General features: G+C 59.4%; 17 protein-coding genes. 7 read left to right on the top strand and 10 right to left on the bottom strand.

The features are described 5' to 3' along the window. The 5 genes from RMO15_RS09950 to RMO15_RS09970 form a co-directional block, all read left to right on the top strand. Positions 1-592: aldehyde dehydrogenase family protein (locus RMO15_RS09950; protein WP_309711401.1), on the top strand; the 592-nt coding region annotated here is incomplete at its 5' end. Positions 593-739: 147 nt separating this feature from the next. Then, positions 740-2,053, top strand: a complete 1,314-nt coding sequence (locus tag RMO15_RS09955; protein WP_309711403.1) for a glutamine synthetase family protein — start codon at positions 740-742, stop codon at positions 2,051-2,053. A 67-nt stretch (positions 2,054-2,120) separates the two neighbouring features. Next, positions 2,121-2,894: a glucose 1-dehydrogenase gene (locus tag RMO15_RS09960; protein ID WP_309711405.1), complete on the top strand. Its 774-nt coding sequence runs from the start codon at positions 2,121-2,123 to the stop codon at positions 2,892-2,894. Between the two features lie 95 nt (positions 2,895-2,989). Next, complete coding sequence (locus tag RMO15_RS09965; protein WP_309711407.1) at positions 2,990-4,570, top strand: hypothetical protein; 1,581 nt, start codon at positions 2,990-2,992, stop codon at positions 4,568-4,570. After that, entirely contained in the window at positions 4,567-5,370 is an 804-nt protein-coding gene (locus tag RMO15_RS09970) for a M55 family metallopeptidase (protein WP_309711409.1), read from the top strand. Before RMO15_RS09965 ends, RMO15_RS09970 begins: the two co-directional genes overlap by 4 nt. Before the next feature lies 1 nt (position 5,371). Here the strand turns inward: RMO15_RS09970 and RMO15_RS09975 are convergent, their stop codons facing one another. Further along, positions 5,372-6,208 carry a phytanoyl-CoA dioxygenase family protein gene (locus RMO15_RS09975; RefSeq protein WP_309711412.1) on the bottom strand — a complete coding sequence of 279 codons (837 nt, stop codon included), beginning with the start codon at positions 6,206-6,208 and terminating at the stop codon, positions 5,372-5,374. 70 nt (positions 6,209-6,278) lie between these two features. On the opposite strand from RMO15_RS09975, the gene RMO15_RS09980 reads away from it, so the two are divergent. Next, a complete protein-coding gene (locus RMO15_RS09980) occupies positions 6,279-7,109 on the top strand; it encodes an AraC family transcriptional regulator (protein ID WP_309711415.1) in 831 nt (276 codons plus the stop codon). Between the two features lie 5 nt (positions 7,110-7,114). Beyond that, positions 7,115-7,573, top strand: coding sequence for a YcxB family protein (locus RMO15_RS09985; protein WP_309711417.1), 459 nt, complete (start codon positions 7,115-7,117; stop codon positions 7,571-7,573). Here the strand turns inward: RMO15_RS09985 and RMO15_RS09990 are convergent. The 9 genes from RMO15_RS09990 to accC form a co-directional block, all read right to left on the bottom strand. Continuing rightward, a complete protein-coding gene (locus RMO15_RS09990) occupies positions 7,561-8,868 on the bottom strand; it encodes an ABC transporter ATP-binding protein (RefSeq protein WP_309711420.1) in 1,308 nt (435 codons plus the stop codon). The two genes, RMO15_RS09985 and RMO15_RS09990, sit on opposite strands and share 13 nt — an antisense overlap. After that, positions 8,858-9,703, bottom strand: a complete 846-nt coding sequence (locus tag RMO15_RS09995; RefSeq protein ID WP_309711424.1) for an ABC transporter permease — start codon at positions 9,701-9,703, stop codon at positions 8,858-8,860. The genes RMO15_RS09990 and RMO15_RS09995 overlap by 11 nt, the downstream gene beginning before the upstream one ends. Then, the gene (locus tag RMO15_RS10000) at positions 9,700-10,653 is read right to left on the bottom strand and encodes a GDP-mannose 4,6-dehydratase (RefSeq protein ID WP_309711425.1); all 954 of its coding nucleotides are present in this window, start codon (positions 10,651-10,653) and stop codon (positions 9,700-9,702) included. The genes RMO15_RS09995 and RMO15_RS10000 overlap by 4 nt, the downstream gene beginning before the upstream one ends. A 64-nt stretch (positions 10,654-10,717) precedes the next feature. Beyond that, a complete protein-coding gene (gene gmd / locus RMO15_RS10005; protein WP_309711428.1) occupies positions 10,718-11,686 on the bottom strand; it encodes a GDP-mannose 4,6-dehydratase in 969 nt (322 codons plus the stop codon). A 17-nt stretch (positions 11,687-11,703) separates the two neighbouring features. Beyond that, complete coding sequence (locus RMO15_RS10010) at positions 11,704-12,528, bottom strand: ABC transporter permease (protein ID WP_309711430.1); 825 nt, start codon at positions 12,526-12,528, stop codon at positions 11,704-11,706. A 5-nt stretch (positions 12,529-12,533) separates the two neighbouring features. Further along, positions 12,534-13,025, bottom strand: coding sequence for a GNAT family N-acetyltransferase (locus RMO15_RS10015; protein ID WP_309711432.1), 492 nt, complete (start codon positions 13,023-13,025; stop codon positions 12,534-12,536). 3 nt (positions 13,026-13,028) lie between these two features. After that, positions 13,029-14,222 (bottom strand): DUF6348 family protein, encoded by a 1,194-nt coding sequence (locus RMO15_RS10020; RefSeq protein ID WP_309711434.1) that lies wholly within the window; start codon positions 14,220-14,222, stop codon positions 13,029-13,031. A gap of 11 nt (positions 14,223-14,233) precedes the next feature. Further along, entirely contained in the window at positions 14,234-14,725 is a 492-nt protein-coding gene (locus tag RMO15_RS10025) for an NUDIX hydrolase (protein ID WP_309711436.1), read from the bottom strand. A gap of 96 nt (positions 14,726-14,821) precedes the next feature. After that, positions 14,822-16,177 (bottom strand): acetyl-CoA carboxylase biotin carboxylase subunit, encoded by a 1,356-nt coding sequence (accC, locus tag RMO15_RS10030; protein WP_369016097.1) that lies wholly within the window; start codon positions 16,175-16,177, stop codon positions 14,822-14,824. Positions 16,178-16,185 lie beyond the last annotated feature (8 nt).

Here is a 16,185-nt window from a genome sequence, read left to right on the forward strand (position 1 = left end):
CAACACGGGCCAGGACTGCTGCGCCCGGAGCCGCTACCTGGTCGAAAAGAGCATCTACGCCGAGTTTGTCGAGCGCTTCGTGGAGAACTCGAAAGAGCTGGTTGTCGGTGATCCGCTCGCCGAGGGCACCGACCTCGGGCCCTTGGTCGCCGCCGCGCACCGGGAGCGTGTCCATGGCTTTGTCGAGCGGGCTGGCGTGAAGCCGCTGATCGGCGGCGAGAAGCTCGCTGGCCCCGGCTGTTTCTACGGCCCGACGGTCTTTACGGGAATCGCTCCCGACTCTGAGCTGGCCCAAGCGGAAGTCTTTGGCCCGGTCGTGACGATCCTACCCTTCACCGACGAAGCCGAGGCAATCGCGCTCGCCAACGGAACACTCTACGGGCTCTCTGGCTCGCTCTGGACATTGGATGCTGCCCGTGCGATGCGGGTCGCTCGTGCGATACGAACCGGAGCGCTTTCCGTGAACTCGTCGAGCAGTGTCCATTTAGAGCTCCCCTTTGGCGGCTATGGTCAGAGCGGCCTCGGGCGAGAGCTGGGACCACAGGCACTCGATGCCTACAGTGAGGTGAAGAGCGTTTATTGGGCGGAGTGACCCCGCCCGTTGGAGGGGCGGTGCTGGAGAGCCTCCGGCTGCAAAGGGCGTGCTGCCCATGATTCTGGTATGGCCGGAACGGCCTTTGCAGCGGAGGCACGACGCTCTCCAGTCCCCCCGCTCCAACCGGGGGGATGAGGTAAAACGATGACACGAGAAGATTTAGAGCGGAAAGTCGCGACGGAAGAGATCGACACGGTGCTGGCCGTGATGCCCGATCTCTATGGAAGGCTCTTGGGGAAGCGCCTTACGGGGCACTACTTTCTGGAGCACGTTGTCGACGATGGCATGCATGTCTGTGACTACTTACTGGCGTGCGACATGGAGATGGACCCGGTTCCCGGCTACGCCTTCACCAACTGGGAGCGCGGCTACGGCGACCTGCATGTCCACCCTGATCTGAGCACCCTGCGCCGCGCCGCATGGCTGGAGAAAACCGTCATCGTACTCTGTGATGCCCACGCCAGTATTGCCCCACGCACCATGCTCCACGCACAAATTGCAAAGCTAAAGGCACGCGGCCTAAAAGCAATGGGCGGCACGGAGATCGAGCTCTATGTCTTCGACGAGAGCTACGACTCGCTCCGGGAGAAAAATTATCACGCCCCAAAAACGGCGGGGCGCTACATTGAGGACTACCATATCTTCCAGGGCACCAAAGAAGAGGCGCTGGTTGGGGCGATCCGCCGGGCGCTCGATGCCAGCGAGGTGCCGATTGAGTCCAGCAAGGGTGAGTGGGGGCCGGGGCAGCAGGAGATTAACTTAGAGTTTTGCGAGGCGCTGGAGCAGGCAGATCGCAACGCACTCTATAAGCACGCCGCCAAGGAGATTGCCTGGCAGCAGGGCAAAGCCGTGACCTTTATGGCCAAGTGGGACGAGACTCTGGCGGGCTCTAGCATGCATGTCCATCTCTCGCTCTGGAATAGCAATGGCACCAATGCGTTTGGCGATGAGACCTTCTTCCAGCACTTTCTCGGGGGGATGATGCACCACGCTCGGGCGATCACGGCCTTCTTTGCCCCCAATGTCGCCAGCTACAAGCGCTACCAGGCGGGCTCATTTGCTCCGACCAGTATCGCCTGGTGCCGGGACAATCGTACCGCAGGCTTTCGTGTCGTGGGCTCCGGCAAGTCGCTCCGGATCGAGTGTCGCATCCCCGGCGCCGATGCCAACCCGTATCTGGTCTACGCCGCCCTGATCGCCGCGGGGCTAGACGGCGTAGACAACAAAATTTCCCCACCGCCGCTCTTTGAAGGCGATGTCTACGAAGCGCAGGATCTCCCTCGCGTCCCCGCGTATCTGCGCGAGGCCATCTACGAGTTCGAGAAAAGTGACTTCCCCGCCCGCGCCTTTGGGCCGGAGATCGTCAAGCACTACTCCCACTTCTGGCGCACCGAGCAGCGCAAGTTCGATGAAGTGGTCACCGACTGGGAGAAGAAGCGCTTCTTTGAGCGGATTTAATCGCGGAGCGATTTCTTAGCCGAAGGCTTACAGACGCCGATTTCAACCGGCGGGAACAGGATAGACAATGCGACTAGCAGGAAAAGTGGCGCTGATCACCGGCGCAGGTTCAGGAATTGGGCGGCAGGCTGCCTTGCGTTTTGCCCAAGAGGGCGCGAAGATTGTTGTGGTGGACCTAAACCTAGCCGCCGCCGAGGAGACGGTTGGGCTGGTGAAAGAGCAAGGGGGCGAGGCAATCGCCACCCGCGCCGATGTCTCCAAGGCCGCCGACTCCGCCGCGATGGTGGCTCTTGCTGAGGAGACCTACGGGACGCTGCACGTTCTCTTCAACAACGCGGGGATCTCCCACGCGGATGACGACAACGCGGAGACGACCGAGGAAAGTGTCTGGGATCTGACCTTCGATGTGAACGTAAAGGGCGTCTTCTTTGGCTGTAAGTACGGCATCCCCGCGATCCGCCGGGCGGGTGGTGGCTCGATCATCAATACCGCGTCGTTTGTGGCCGTCCTCGGGGCCGCGACGCCGCAACTTGCCTACACAGCCAGCAAGGGTGCGGTACTCTCCATGACCCGTGAACTCGCGACCATCCACGCCCGTGAAAACATCCGGGTCAACGCCCTCTGTCCCGGCCCACTCCGCACCGAGCTGCTGATGAAGTACCTCAACACGGAAGAGAAACGCCAGCGCCGTCTAGTCCATATCCCCATGGGCCGCTTCGGGGAGGCCGTCGAGATCGCCAACGCCGCCCTCTTCCTCGCCTCCGATGAAGCATCGTTCACCACCGGCGCAACCTTCCTGGTGGACGGCGGCATCACCGCGGCCTACGTCACGCCGGAATAACGGGCGGGCGATTGTAGACAGGCGGCTAAAGCGGCCTGCCGGGTACCCTTTGGGTGGTCGGCAAGACCCCTGAAGGGGCCTGAGAGGAACTTCCTATGGATAGCTGGGGGCCACCACAAAAAGAACACTGGTCAGTAAATCGCCGGTTTGTCTTGCGCGTTGAGGCTGGGAAGGATGCCTATGTTCTCTCTCTACACCAACGCGATGGGGTTCGTCTGTGGAGCATTCCAAGCCCCCAGCGCTCCGCCCCGATCCGGGCACTCGTCCGCGACGATGGCAAGTATGTGGTGCTCTGTGACTGTCATGGGGGAACGGGCTACGGCTATGTGCTGGCATTTCTGGGGCCAGGAGGAAAGCTCCTGCGGCGCTACACGCTGGAGGAGATTCTCACCCAAGACCAGGTTCTTAGAGCGGGACACTCCGTCTCCTCGATCCACTGGGTCTCTCACGAGCACTTCACTTTTTTGGAGCAGGGAGCGACTCTTGGCTTCGTCGGCAACACACTGGGGGAGACGTTCGTTTACTCCGTTACGACCGGAGAGCCTGCTCCGCTAACCCCGACCCGTCTCCAGGCACTACGAAGTATGTTGGTCTCCGTTGCTCGGCGACGACTGGCAGAAGCGACCGGGCGGCCGTTTGCTCTCTGGCAGATCGGTCGCTACCATCTGGAGGAGCTTCTTCCTAAGTTACGTCGTGCGCTTCAAACTGTCGGTGAGGAGCAGACGGCAGCACTGGGAGCGCTGGCAGTGCTTCGCCCCGAGGAGGCCATCCCACTCGCCTTGAAACTTGTGCCTAAGTACACTCAGGTGGGGCAGCTGGCGTGTTTAGCCGCGCTGGAGAGTATAGATAAAGACGAGTTCCTTTTCACGAACCCACCCAAAAAGGTTCCCGAAGCGAAGCAGATTCTTGCGGCATGGCATCAGCTGGAGCAGCATAAGAATAAGGTAATCCACGACGAATCCCTAAAAGCGCTCTGCGAACGAGAGGAGCCTTTGTATCTACTCGCTCATCCCGAACTCCTGCGTCACCCCAATGAAGATGTGCGGTATATCTACATCCGCAACCTTGCGGAGCGTGGAGGGAAACCGGCGATCCCTTTCCTCAAGAAAGCACTCTCAGACGCCTATAGTGTCAGTCAAGTCTGGGCCTTTCGGGGGCTCGTCAAGTACCAGGCTCCCGATCTCCTGGCAATCTGTAAACGCGGTACGCTCAATCCGAAATGTGGTTACTACGCTGAGGCACAGACCGAGCTGGCGGCGGCGCGTGATCCCAAAGCCACCCGCTGGTTAATGGAGCGCGTGAAAGTAGTCTATCCTTACTGGGGGGACGAGCCCTACCAGATGATTGCGCGTCAACGGCGTGTTGAGTTTGCCCCGGCGTTAAGAATCGCTTGGAAACAGGTTGGTAACAATACTATCGTGACCGGTAGAGCTATTGTCGGAGCGCTCGCTACTCTCGGTGATGCGGCAGCGCGGGAGCACCTCTTCAAAGATCTGACTCGTGGCGAAGCACTGGATCGGGCTACCTCGATAGAGTTTGCAGCGCTTGTCGGGGAGCCACGCCTGCTTCCTGTGGTCAAGAAGTGTCTGACTGATCGTGAGCCGTGGGTGCGTGAGGCGGCGCAGAAGGCGCTGCGGTTGTGGCGCAAGACAGACAAGAGGAATGTGCCCCTGTGATCGTCTGGATTTGTACCGATATGGAAGGGCTCTCCGGGGTGGATCACTGGGATCAGTGCTACCATCCCGACGACAACGCGCCCGAGTACTTGTATGGCCGGGAGCAGCTCACGGCGGATACGAACGCGGCGATTGCAGGAGCGTTCGATGCGGGCGCGACCGAGGTTCGTGTGGTGGATGGGCACGGGCGCAACCAGAACAAGGGCTTTACGGAGACGCTTGATGCGCGGGCGAGACGCTGCTGGATCGCGAGTCGCAAGCCCGTGCGCTGGGAGGGGCTAGACGAGAGTGTCCACTGTGTCGCGATGATCGGGCAGCACGCGATGGCGGGGACGATACACGGGTTTCTCGACCACACGCAGATTCCCAAGGAGCTGTGTCGCTTCTCGGTTAATGGGGTGGAGTACGGTGAGCTGGGGCAGCTTGCGCTCTACGCGGGGGCGTACGGCGTCCCACTGGTCTATGTCAGCGGCGACGAGGCGTGCTGCGATGAAGTGCAGCGTCAGTTCCCCCACGCGCTGACCACGTCCACCAAGCGCGGCACGGGCTGGGAGACTTGCGCGCTGTACAACTGTGACGAAGTCCGGGTAGCCATTCGGCGCGATCTTGCCGAGGCGGTTCGGCTTGCAAAACGCCACAATGCGTTTTCGCTACCGTCGCCGCTGAACATTGCGGTCGAATGGGCCTACAGCGCGAAGGCGGATCGGCTGGCAAAGGCTCCCGGAGTCGTGCGCACGGATGCACGAACCGCCTCCTGGGAGATCACTGACCCACTGGATATCTTCACCTGGCCCGGCTAGCCTACGGCTTCAAAACCACGCCGTTCTCCATCACGGTGGGAAAGTATTCGCCTTTGAGCTCCTCGCCTGGCTGGACGGTGATGTGGTGCTCGACGAGGTGCTGCTTACCGGGCTCTTTTTCGTAGCGGGTCCAGCCGGGCATGTAGTGAACCGCAATGGCGGGGCGGGGGCGCTCGGTGCGATTGACAGGTGCGCCGTGCCAGGTGAGGCAGTGGTGGAAGACCACGCCGCCTGCTTTGACCGGCTGAGAGACCACCTTCACCGTCTCGCCCTCGGGAATCCACTCGGGCTTGTAGTCGGGGCCCCAGACGTTGGGATCGCTTTCGTCGGTGATGGTGCCGATCGTGCCCCCGTTCTTGGGCCCCCACTTGTAGCTACCCGTTACCATACTCATGCAGCCGTTTTCCGCATCCGCATCTTCGAGAGCAACCCAGGCGCTAATCAGGTCGGCAGGCTGGATAATCGGCCAGTAGGGATGATCCTGGTGCCATGTCGTCGGCCCACCGACCTTAGCGGGCTTTTCCTGCATCTGGTCATGCCAGACGCGAACCGTATCCGTGCCCATCAGCTCCGAGATAATCTTGACGATCTTCTCGTTGTAGAGGTGCCGCCGAAACGCCTCCTCTGCCTGGAACATGTTGACGATCTGAGTGACCACAAAGCCCTTGTCTTGGCCCCAGGAGATATTGCGATTGGACTCCGCCGCCTGTGCGGAAGTACCGGACTTACAGCGGGCGAGGGCATCGCGTAGCTCCTGGGTCTCCTCGGGAGTCAGCACGGGGCCGTAGTTGAGATAACCTGTTTCGCGGAAAGACGCGACCTGTTCTTCGGTGAGCATGGGAGCATTATGCAGGAATTTGGTTTCCCGATCCAGAACTTCTACGGCGTAAACTTGTAGGTTTCCGGTAATGTCCAGAGAAATTGAAGAAGCGCACTTCGCCCAGTTTGGGAGTCCGCATCGCCTGGTTGTCCTAACCGACGTTCCAGGAGCGCTCTGGGAGCGTGTGGGATGGCGGCATGTGGACTTTCTCTCGCTCTATTTAGTGCGCCGAGGGAAAGCGACACATGTGATCGAGGGACAACCCTTTGAGGTCGCACGGGGCGATGTCTACGCCATGACGGCAGGGCAGGCGCACTGGTTCGACCGCTGTGAGCGCTTGGTGCTCGACACCATCCATGTTCAGACCACGGTATTTCCCACGGAGATCTGGCAGCTCCTCGGGCAGCCGCGCTCAGGACGCTGGCTCCATCTCACTCCGGCGGCACATGGGCAGATCTCGCAGTGCTGGAGCGAGCTACGTGAGGAAGCGCTCCAGGAGGAGGCAGCCTGGCTGGTTCCCGCACTATTTGGGCGGCTCCTGGTGCGTCTCAAGCGCCTAGGAGCAGGCGGGGAGGGGCTCTCACATGGACGGCACGAAGAGACGGTCGCCTCCGCGGTTCGTTATCTCGACGAGCACTTTGCAGAACCCGTCCGCATCGAACAGCTTGCCGCCCAAGTCTTTCTCTCGCCGGATCGCTTCACCGAAGTCTTTACCGCCGCGATGGGGCGCACGCCTCGGGACTACCTCAAGCATCTACGGCTAGAGCAAGCCCGTGCCCTGCTCCGTGAGGGAACTCTCTCCTTGTCGCAGATTGGGCTTCTCTGCGGCTTCTCCGACCCGGCGTACTTCGCACGAGTTTTTAAAGAAAATCTTGGTGTCTCTCCCCGGCAGTGGCGCGACTCTTGCAAGGAGACTTGAGCAAGATGACTATCACCTACAGCCTCACGGAAGCCGATATCGCCGCTTGGCAAGAGCACTCGTCCTTGCAGCCCAAGCTCAATCTCTGGTGGATTCTCTCCGCTGCCGTTTTAGGGGCGGCTATCGGTATCTGGCACACCCCCGCGTTTTTCTTCTGGCTGGCAGTCGGTGCACTTGTTCTGGTGCTCCAGGCGGGCGAGAAAGTCCCCACGGAAGTGCTGGGGGTGCGCAGTGTGGCATTGGAGAGTGAGGGCCTGCGTATCCACTCGCCCCGCTACCGCCGCCTGATTTTTTGGGAAGCCTGCCAGCCGGTTCAGGAAACCGAGACCCATCTGTTTCTTACCTTTGCCCCGCGCGGCGTCATCATCATCCCCCGCCGCATCTTCGCATCCCCTGAAGCCTGGTCACAGTTCCGCCACGAGCTAATCCACCGCAACATCTGGAGCCTCCCTCAGGCGGCTTGACGGCTTGTATTGACGGTAAGCCCTTCAGGCAGCTCGCTGCCGGGGATGATCTCGGTTTTGTAGCGGCAGGTGTAGGCTCCCGGCAGAATGAGCGCGGCTTGCGCGGCCTCGGGGTCTACGGCGACTTCGAGAGTTCCGGCAAAATCAATCGTGTCTATGTCCTCGATCTCAGGCCGACCCAGAGAAACACCCAGAGTGTAGAGTCCGGGCTTGAGGAGGAGCTCGCCCAGTGTGAAGCGGACACGGGCGGTCTCTCCGGGCTCCAGACGCACGAGCTTTCCGTGGAGCGCAGAGGAGCAGTCAATTAGGCGGTAGGTATTGGAGTCGGCGATCCAGAGGGTGACGGAGGCATCGGTGAGGACTTGTTCCGCCTTGACCGTTAATTCCAGCTGGAGCGTGCTGCCATTGTAGACCAGTGGCTGAGGCGTCCCATCGGGAGCAAAGGGCTGGAGGTTGAGGGAGAGAAACTGCCCCGCTCCGGTGCCCGTGCGCTGTGCATGGGTGAGATCGCCGCCTAGCGCCGTGCCAGAGCGGGCCATGAGCTGGTAGGTTGCCGCGACACGCGCGACGGGCCCATCTTCGTGGAGCTGGCCGCCGTGCAGAAGAAGAGCACGGCTGCAGAGCGCAGTGACAGCCGCAAGGTTATGGCTGACGAAAAACACCGTGCGCCCACTGCCCGCCACTTCCTGCATCTTGCCCAGGCACTTCTTCTGGAACTCCGCATCGCCCACAGCCAGCACTTCGTCCACGATCAGAATCTCTGGGTTCAGGTTCGCCGCGACCGCAAAGCCGAGACGCATGGTCATCCCCGACGAGTAGCGCTTGACGGGTGTGTCTAAATGCAGGGCGACCCGAGGCCCCGCAAAGTCAATGATCTCGTCAAAGCGTGTCTGGATCTCTTTTCGTGTCATCCCCAGAATCGCGCCGTTCATGAAGACATTCTCGCGGCCTGTTAGCTCGGGGTGAAAGCCCGTTCCTACCTCCAGCAGGCTCCCCACACGCCCGTAGAGCGCGATCTGGCCCTCGGTAGGCTCCGTGATCCGCGAGAGCAGCTTCAGGAGCGTGGACTTCCCGGCACCGTTGTGTCCGATCAGCCCGACTACCTCACCCTGGTGCACCTCGAAGCTGACCTCGCGCACGGCCCAGAAGTCCTCTTTGGGGGGCTGCTTGCCGCGCAGGGTCGCCAGAATATTCTCGGTGAGCGTCCCTGGACGTGTCCCCCGTGGTGCGATCTTGTAGCGCTTGCCGAGCTTGCTGACCCCGACCATCTTTGTGCTACTTGTACTAGATGACATCGGCGAACCTCCGCTCCTGCATGCGGAAGATCAAGAGGCCAAGTAGTAGGATAACCACACTCATAACGGCGGCATAGGCCACCTGCCACGGTGCAATCCCTAGTGCCCCGCCCATCAGCGACCAGCGAAATCCCTCAATCAAGATCGCCGCCGGGTTCACCAGGAAGTAAAGTGTTCCCAGTGCCCCCAGCTTGCCCGCCATCTTGGCAAGGGGCCACTGCACGGGCGAGAAGACCATCAGGGAGTTGAGCCAGACGGGCAAGATAAACTGGACATCGCGGTAGGAGACCATCAGGGCAGCCATCATCATCCCGAGCCCCAGTGCCATGGTTGCCAGTGCCGCAAACCACAGAGGAATCGTCAGAATGGCTAACGTCGGGGCCACACCAAAGAAGGGCATCAGCAGCACAAAAGCGGCAAAAGCAACCAGCGTGTCCATCTGCGCCGCTAAAGTGGAGGCAACTGGTAGTGTCAGCCGAGGAAAGAAGACTTTGGAGAGCATCGCACTATTGCCCACAAGGCAGGTGCTGATCTTAAATATCGAGAGGCCAAAGATAGTCCAGGCAATCTGTCCCGAGAAAGCGCGTAGGAAGAACGCGGGATCACCTTGCGAAAACCCCGCCACTTTCCCAAAGACAAAACTCGCAATTCCGGCAGTCAGGAGCGGCTGAAGCACCACCCAGATCACCCCGAGGGCGGTCTGTCTGTAGCGCAGCATGATCTCGCGCTGGGCAAAAGTCCGCACCAGCTCCCAGTACTGGGTCAGCTCATGCAGATTAAGCGCCGCTAGCCCCTGTGGGGGACGTACCAGAATCAGCGGTTTTGTCTCGGTCACCAGATATGAACTCCTGTGGAGCGCCACCAAGAAAGTGTCTCCTCTAGAGTATCGGTCAGGGAGTGGGTCTTTCTCCAGCCCGTGAGTGCTGAGAGAAATGCAGAAGATCCTACACACTCCGGCATATCGGAGGGGCGAAGGCGTGCGGGATCTACCTCCACCTCCACTTTTGTTTGTGCCATTCCCAATAACGTTTCCAGAATGCTCTGGATCGAGACTGCCTCTCCACTGGCGACATTGAGGATGCGCCAGGGAGTGGGCTCTTGCTCACAAAGCAAGAGACGGTAGGCCCTCACGACATCCCGGACATCCAGAAAGTCGCGCTTAGCCTCCAAGTTGCCCACCCGCACCGTGGGCTCGTCGAGGCCCTGCTCGATCCGGGCAAGCTGGCGGGCAAATCCCGGCGCGACAAAGACCGGCGTCTGACGCGGCCCGGTGTGGTTAAACGCCCGCGTGACCGTGATCGAGAGCTTTTCGGTTGCCAGCGGCTGGATAACCGTTTCCATCTCGGCCTTCGACTGGGCATAAGCTCCTTCGGGGCGAAGTGTATCGCCTTCGGAGGCTGGCTGGCCAGGCTCGGTAGTGCCGTAGACATACCCGGTGCTTGCCAGGTGCAGGCGGCAAGGTTTATTTGTGCGAGCCACCGCCTCTACCAGCATCCGAGTGGCATCCACGTTGGCGGCGCGGATCACGGCGGCATCGGTTCCGGCCCCTGAAGCAAAGCCCGCCAGATGAAAGATGATATCAGGAGCGCTTGCCTCCAGAACAGAGGCAATCACGGCAGGATCGCGCAGATCCGCATCGAGGATCGTGGTTCCTTCTGGCAGATTCGCCCCTGATGCGTGTCCGTAGCTGGTGCCAAAGAGCTTTGCTGTGGGGTAATGCTCCGCTAGCTCGGCCGCCAGATAGCCCCCTACAAAGCCCGTCGCACCCGTAATCAGAATCCGCATTTTCCCTCCTCCCCCTGCCCCTCCTCCCAACCCTGCGGAGGCAGAGCAGGGGGAGGGGAGCAACCTACTTCTTCGCTGCCCAGCGGGCCAGATCCGAGTCCACCATCATGTGGACGAGATCCTTGAAGCTTGTTTTAGGAGTCCAGCCCAGTTTGGCTTTGGCCTTGGCCGGATCACCGATGAGTAGATCTACTTCAGCAGGGCGGATAAAGCGGGGATCTTGGACGATATACTTCTTCCAGTCCAGCCCTGCTCGCTCGAATGCGACTTCGACCAGCTCCTCAACGGTGTGTGTTTCACCCGTTGCTACGACATAGTCATTGGGAGCATCTTGCTGGAGCATGAGCCACATTGCCTCGACATAGTCACCTGCGAAGCCCCAGTCGCGCTTGGCATCTAAATTTCCCATGCGTAGCTCAGTTGCCAAGCCATGCTTGATTCTCGCAACCCCATCGGTTACTTTACGTGTGACGAACTCTAACCCGCGCCTAGGAGACTCATGATTGAAGAGAATCCCGCTCACGGCAAATAAATCATAGCTCTCACGGTAGTTCACGGTGATAAAGTGACCGTAGACCTTGGCAACACCATACGGGCTACGCGGGTAGAACGGAGTCTCTTCTCGTTGGGGCACTTCGAGAACCTTCCCGTACATCTCCGACGAGCTGGCCTGGTAGAAGCGAATTTTGGGGTTGACGGCCCGGACCGCCTCCAGCACCTTGGTGACACCGAGTGCGGTAAACTCGCCGGTTAACACGGCCTGTGACCAGGACGTGGGCACGAAGCTCTGTGCCGCGAGGTTATAGACCTCATCGGGCTGCGCCACTCTCAGCGCCTCAATCAGCGAGTACTGATCCAACAGGTCGGCCTGAACAAGCGTAATACGATCTCGCAAATGCTCGATGCGCTCATAGCTCTCCGTACTGGAGCGTCGGACAACGCCAAAAACTTCATAGCCCTTGCTCAGTAGTAGCTCTGTCAGGTACGATCCGTCCTGACCGGTAATTCCCGTAATTAACGCACGTTTACTCAAAAAATTAGCTCCTTAAACTAAATATACTCGGCAAAGCGAGGCTCGTTGTGCTTAAAGACAACAAAACCCACCACCAGAAACAGTAGCGCTGTGACCAGCGCACTGCCCACGTAGGGCCACAGTGACTCCATATTCCCTTGCGCAGGGTCTATGGCACGCATCCAACCTGTCTGTGGAAAGGCCAGACGTCTCCCCGCTTCCAGCAGCGCGGCGATTGGGTTGAGCAAGTAGAGCCCCTGCCAGACCTTTGGTACTTGATGGAGAGGATAGATATTAGGCACCAGAAAGCCCCAGAGGCTGAGCACAATCCCGACAAGATGACGAACATCGCGAAAGTAGAGGTTGGCACATGCTAGTAGCATTCCCCAACCGAGTGCCAATAAAACCACAATCCCTGCCATGACAAGACTCAGAAGGAAGAGGGGCCCTGGCTTGACGCGATAGACAATCAGCAGTGGTACCAGTCCGACTAGGCCAAACCCGAAGTCGACGAGCTTGGAGAGAACGGCGGCGACGGGAAAGACCTCTCGGGGAAAGTACACCTTTGTGATGAGGTTCAGGTGGCTTACCAAGCTCTCCGTTGCTGCCGTCAGCCCCGACGAGAACAGGTTCCAGTAGAGCAGGCCGAAGTAGGCATAGACGGGGTAGGGAAGGCCCCCCGTTTGCTGGCGCAGAATGATTTGTCCGACAATACTAAAGATCAGCGCAGTGGCGAGGGGATAGAAAACCGCCCAAGCGTAGCCGAGAACCGATTGCTTATAGCGTGTCTTGACATCCCGTCCGATCAGCCCCAGAATAAGCTCCCGGTAGGCAGGCGAACGAAAAGATAGAGTGACAGACACAGCGCCTATTGTACCGTATCAGGCGTTTTCGCAGGACGAACCATCTCCACGTGTGGAATCCCGTCCTCATCGTAGGGCTCAGAAATCGCTTCAAAGCCGAGTTTGCCGTAGAAGCTCCGCAGATACGCCTGCGCCGAGATACGAATCCCACCCCCCGGCCAGAGCCGCTCCGCCTCCGCAATCCCACGTCGCATCAGCTCCTGACCCAGCCCTGTCCTGCGCGCAGAAGCCGCCGTACAGACCCGCCCGATAACAGCATCCGTGGAAAATTCGGGGTACTTCACCCCCGGCGCAAAGAGCCGTAGGCACGCTACAAGCTGCCCTTCTCCATCCCGCCCCAGCAAATGCCGCGCCTTCTGGTCATAGCCGTCTGCGTCCAGATAGACACAGCTTTGCTCAACCACAAAGACTTCCTGACGCAAGCGCATTAGGTCGTAGAGATCAGTAAGAGAAAGAATTTCGAAGGGAGCCCAGTGCCAGGTCGTATGAGGATTCACCAGCTATTTTCTCCCTAGCTTCTTCCACCAGGGCATAGTCTTGGGCGGAGTCTCACCCTCAAGCATCTGCCGAAGGGCTGTCTGGACTTTCTCATGTCCTTCATGTGTCGGGGGCTCGGTGAAGAAACCCACTGGGCCGAGTTGGATGTTCTCGGGTTTGGAGCCGTTGTGGAGCATCTTGTTTACGGTGTTGAACTCTGAGGAGAAGATGAGAAGCGTCTTAAAACTGGGGAGTGCCATCAGCTCCGGGAGCGCGTCGGCGATCAGGCAGAACAGGGGGTCATCGGCGAGTTTTCCTGACTCTGTGATGGTGCCGTGGGCATCGAAGAAATGGTAGTCCAGAGCGAACTTGGGCAGTAGGTTACCAAGAATCGAGCGCCCACAGACGAGCTGGGTGAACTTAAAGGCTCGGTCTGCGGTGGGGCGCACAATTCCCCGTGCTATCATCGCCTCAACCAGGGTTTCCTCGGAGCCGTCGGGATGCGCTTGGAGGGTTTCGAGTAGGCAGGTCAGTATGCTATGCTCTAGAGTTCCATGGTTGTGGTCTGCGGCAGGAAGAACCAGAAAGACACGTAGGCTGTAGTACTCCTCACTGGGTGGCCAAGCCACTGTGCGCATCACCTCTTGAAGCTCAGGCCAGGGTTCGTTGTCGAGGAGCACCTCACAGGCCAGAGTGGTGCCGCCTGCATGACCATAGAAAAGCCGAATCCAGTGAGTCTCGGGGCTAAAGTTTTGGCGTTTGAGAGCGTTCTCAAACGCGGTAAACTGCTCGGTTGGATCGGTCGATTCAGGGAAGTTTCCTTTAATGCCCAGATTTCCTAGGATCACGGGACGCGGGGCACTACCTAGCTCCCACTGCTCGTAAGTGACTTGCTCATCGTAGGCTTCCGGAGTAAAAAAAGTGGCCAGAAAGACATGAAATGAGCTGACCGTAAAGCCCTGAAAGGCATTGATGAGCGCCTCGTCGGGATTCGACCCGACGCCTCCAAACGACTCGACCACCCGTCGCCCCGGAGCAATCCCGAGCCGTATACCAAGCTGAACGGTGTAGATCTCACCCTGTTTGCGCTCGTTAAAGGTCATGGCCTCGGCCCAGAGTGACGAGAAGTCTGGGAAAATCAAACGGGTCTCTGTCAGCAGCGTGGTGACACCATGAGCCTCAAAAAGTTCGACGAGAAGGTGCGCGGGAGGAGGCATACAGATCCTTTCTAAATCTTACTTTGGAGTACCTGGACGCCGTCAAGCTCACGATAAAACCAGAGTGTTCCGGCAGGGCACTCGCCACGCAGATAGGCGAGGAGCGGCTCACGAACGGCTAGCCAGGGAATGGTCTTGAGGTGCTGTGGCGCATCACGTACAGGCACCAGCGCGACGCTGAGTATCTCGTCGTCGGGGTCCGCACTCTGGAGCGTCCCCGACCAAGCATCAATCTCGAAGCAGTAGGCAATGGTCTGCTCGCGGCGCTCGGGATGATCAATCTGCATGCAGTACGCCAGCCGTCCGATAGCCTCAACTCTAGCCCCCGTCTCTTCCGCAAGCTCACGAACCAGCGCCTCGGAGATCAGCTCGCCGGGCTCCACCATCCCGCCCGGAAGCACCCAGAACGGGGGACGGTCTTTGAGATACTGCTGCTGCACGAGAACAAACTGATCGCCCTGCCGGAGTATCCCCACAGCCACATGGTTGATCTTATACGTCATGCGATGGCCATACGATGGGGAGACGAGTAGGCCCATTTATGGGTCTTGCCGCAACAGCGGGCCGCTTTAGCCGCCCGCTGATAACGGAACGCCGTGTCACAGCCCCAGCTCCTCCATGAGAGTGGGTAGGAACTTGGTGGAGACATCGTTGGAGCGGTAGCGGCTATCGGCGAGGATTTGCTTGAGGAAGCTGATATTGGTTGGCAGTCCCTCGATGCGTGTCTCGCTCAGGCAGCGCTCCATACGGCGGATGGCCTCGTCGCGATCCACGCCCCAGACGATCACTTTGGCGAGGTTGCTGTCGTAGTAGGGGGGAACAGAATAGCCCGAGTAGATCTGGGTGTCTACACGAACGCCGAGGCCACCAGGCAGGAGCACCTCACCCATCTTGCCCGCCGATGGCTGGAAGTTCTTGGCGGGGTCTTGCGCCGTGACGCGGCACTCGATGGAGTGGCCTTTCCACTCGATGTCTTCTTGCTGGAGCGAGAGCGGCTCTCCGGCGGCAATGCGAATCTGCCACTGGATAAGATCCACACCGGTGACAAACTCCGTAACTGGGTGCTCCACTTGAATACGGGTGTTCATCTCCATGAAGTAGAACGAGCCGTCGGGGGTATAGATAAACTCCACAGTGCCCGCATTGGCATAGCCCGCCGCCTTGCCCGCTTTCACCGCTGCGGCACCGATTGCCATACGCTGCTCTCTCGTGAGCGTGGGGGAGGGGGCTTCCTCGACAACTTTCTGATGACGGACCGTCTGCACCGAGCACTCGCGTTCCCCAAGGTGAATTCCATGGCCGTACTCGTCGAAGAGAACCTGAACCTCGATATGGCGCATCTCGCGGATGTACTTCTCTAAGTAGAGCCCACCATTGCCAAATGCCGCCTCGGCCTCGACCTGCGCGACTTTAAACTGCCGCTGCATATCGTCCTCGTCCTCAACAATACGAATGCCACGCCCGCCGCCGCCTGCAGTGGCCTTCATCATCACGGGGTAGCCGATCTGAGTAGCGAGCTTGAGAGCATCAGTGTCGGTCTCTAAGATGCCCTCAGAGCCTGGAACGGTGGGGACGCCCGCATCTCTTGCCGTCGCACGTGCGGTGGCTTTGTCGCCCATTTTTTCAATCGCGGTGATGGGGGGGCCGATAAACTTAATCCCGCATTGCTCACAGATCTCTGCAAAGCTAGCTACTTCGGAGAGAAAGCCATAGCCAGGGTGAATCGCCTGTGCCCCCGTATTAAGTGCGGCGGAAATGATGTGCGGGATATTGAGATATGAGTCTTTGGACGGGCCAGGTCCCACACAGACCGTCTCATCGGCGAGGCGCACGGGGAGGGAGTCCCGGTCGGCATCGGAGTGAATCTGGACGGTCTTGATGCCAAGCTCTTGGCAGGCACGAATGATCCGGACCGCGATCTCGCCGCGGTTGGCAATGAGGATTTTACTGAACATTACTGTCC

This window comes from Armatimonas sp. (genome assembly GCF_031410135.1).
Classification (GTDB): domain Bacteria; phylum Armatimonadota; class Armatimonadia; order Armatimonadales; family Armatimonadaceae; genus Armatimonas.